The organism is Microbacterium sp., from assembly GCF_036566905.1.
Lineage (GTDB): Bacteria > Actinomycetota > Actinomycetes > Actinomycetales > Microbacteriaceae > Microbacterium.
Genome location: NZ_DATCVK010000156.1, coordinates 1 through 1,547, shown reverse-complemented (window position 1 = coordinate 1,547; position 1,547 = coordinate 1). Strand labels below are relative to the sequence as shown.

The window sequence follows — 1,547 nt, the reverse complement described above, 5'->3', positions numbered from 1 at the left end:
GTTGCTCGACCTCATCGAGGCGCACATGAAGCAGGCGCCCGATCGCCTGCAGTGGGCGATGAACGAGACGCTCGCGAACATCGGCATCCACCACCCCGAGTACCGCGCTCGCGCGCTCGAGATCGGCGAGCGGCTCGAGGTACTGAAGGACTATCCGACCCCGCCCAACTGCACGTCGCCGTTCGCGCCGAGCTGGATCAACGAGATCGTGCGGCGGCAGACGCGCTGAATCGGCGCTCGATGATCTTGTTGCCGTGAGAGTCGGTGGCGTCGAAGCTGGGGCGGGATCTATGTCGCGTCGGTCGGCCTGAGAGCGGCGCGGGCGGCGAGGACCGCGGGGACGTGTTCTTCGGCCCATTCCCTCACGGCGCGGAGTGGCACGAGCAGCGAGCGGCCGAGTTCTGTGAGCTCGTATTCGACGTGAGGGGGGTTCTCGTCGAATACGGTTCGGGATATCAGGCCGTCTTCCTCCAGAGACCGGAGCGTTTCTACGAGGACCTTCGGAGTGATCCCTTGGATTCGGGTCGCCAGCGCGGTGAATCGCATCGGCCCGTGTTCGAGCGCGTTGACGATGAACACCGTCCATCGTGCGCCGATGCGCCGCAGCACGATACGTGATGGGCAGCTCGCGGACATGATGTTGTTCGCCATGTGGAACCTCTCCGGTTACGTTGAAGTCACCAGTTACCTTTCCATAGCGTCGGGTGTATCGCACCCGATCGGAGAAGAACATGACTGGAAGATTCGCCAACAACACCGTCCTCGTCGTCGGCGGGACCCACCGCTTGGGCGCTGCCATCGCGGCGGCCGCAGATGCGGAAGACGCACACGTGACCGTTTCATCACACGCGCCGCGCGACGAGCGGACACTGCGCATCGACCTGCGCGACGAGGCGTCCGTGGCTGCGGCCGCGCAGCGTATCGGCCCCATCGATCACCTGATCTCGACCGCCAGCATGACCTACAGCGCGCCGATCCGCGAGATGGAGCTCTCCCGGGTGCAGGAGGCGATCGCGGCGAAGATCACCGGCCCCCTCCTGCTGGCCAAGCACTTCCAGATCCGGCATTCGCTCACCCTCTTCTCCGGTCAGGTCGCCTGGCGTCCCGGTTCGGGGAGTTACGCCACTGGAATCACCAACGGCGCCGTTGCGTTCGCAGCCCAGCACCTGGCCGCCGAACTCGCTCCGGTGCGCGTGAACGCGATCTCTCCGGGGATCATCGATTCTGGTCTTTGGGATGCCCGCGGTGCGGAGAAGGCGACGTTCCTCACCGCAGCCGCCTCCCGCACGCTCGTCGGTGGCACAGGAACCGTCCAGGACATCGTCGATGCAGTGCTGTGGATCATGTCGGCCCCGTTCTTCACCGGCGAGACCCTGCGGGTCGACGGCGGACGACGGTGACGCTCGCCGCGCGAGACACGCCGGAGCAGGCCGGCTCAGCGCTCGGGCCGGCGCTCCGTCGGTTCGGGCAGCACCCATCGCTTGGGGCGATCGTCATCGGGCCGCGAACGGCCGCCCAGGTAGACCATCACGAGGGATGCCGCGATG

At 66.3% G+C, this 1,547-nt stretch carries 2 protein-coding genes and 1 pseudogene; 2 read left to right on the top strand and 1 reads right to left on the bottom strand.

Annotated elements, in window-relative coordinates; all coding sequences use genetic code 11:
* Positions 1-229: pseudogene (locus VIP82_RS11825) on the top strand (DNA alkylation repair protein); the annotation flags it as partial.
* Between the two features lie 59 nt (positions 230-288).
* On the opposite strand, the gene VIP82_RS11820 reads toward VIP82_RS11825, so the two are convergent.
* Positions 289-651, bottom strand: a complete 363-nt coding sequence (locus tag VIP82_RS11820) for a winged helix-turn-helix transcriptional regulator (protein ID WP_331908774.1) — start codon at positions 649-651, stop codon at positions 289-291.
* 80 nt (positions 652-731) lie between these two features.
* Between VIP82_RS11820 and VIP82_RS11815 the strand changes: the two genes are divergently transcribed.
* A complete protein-coding gene (locus tag VIP82_RS11815) occupies positions 732-1,400 on the top strand; it encodes an SDR family oxidoreductase (protein ID WP_331908772.1) in 669 nt (222 codons plus the stop codon).
* Positions 1,401-1,547 lie beyond the last annotated feature (147 nt).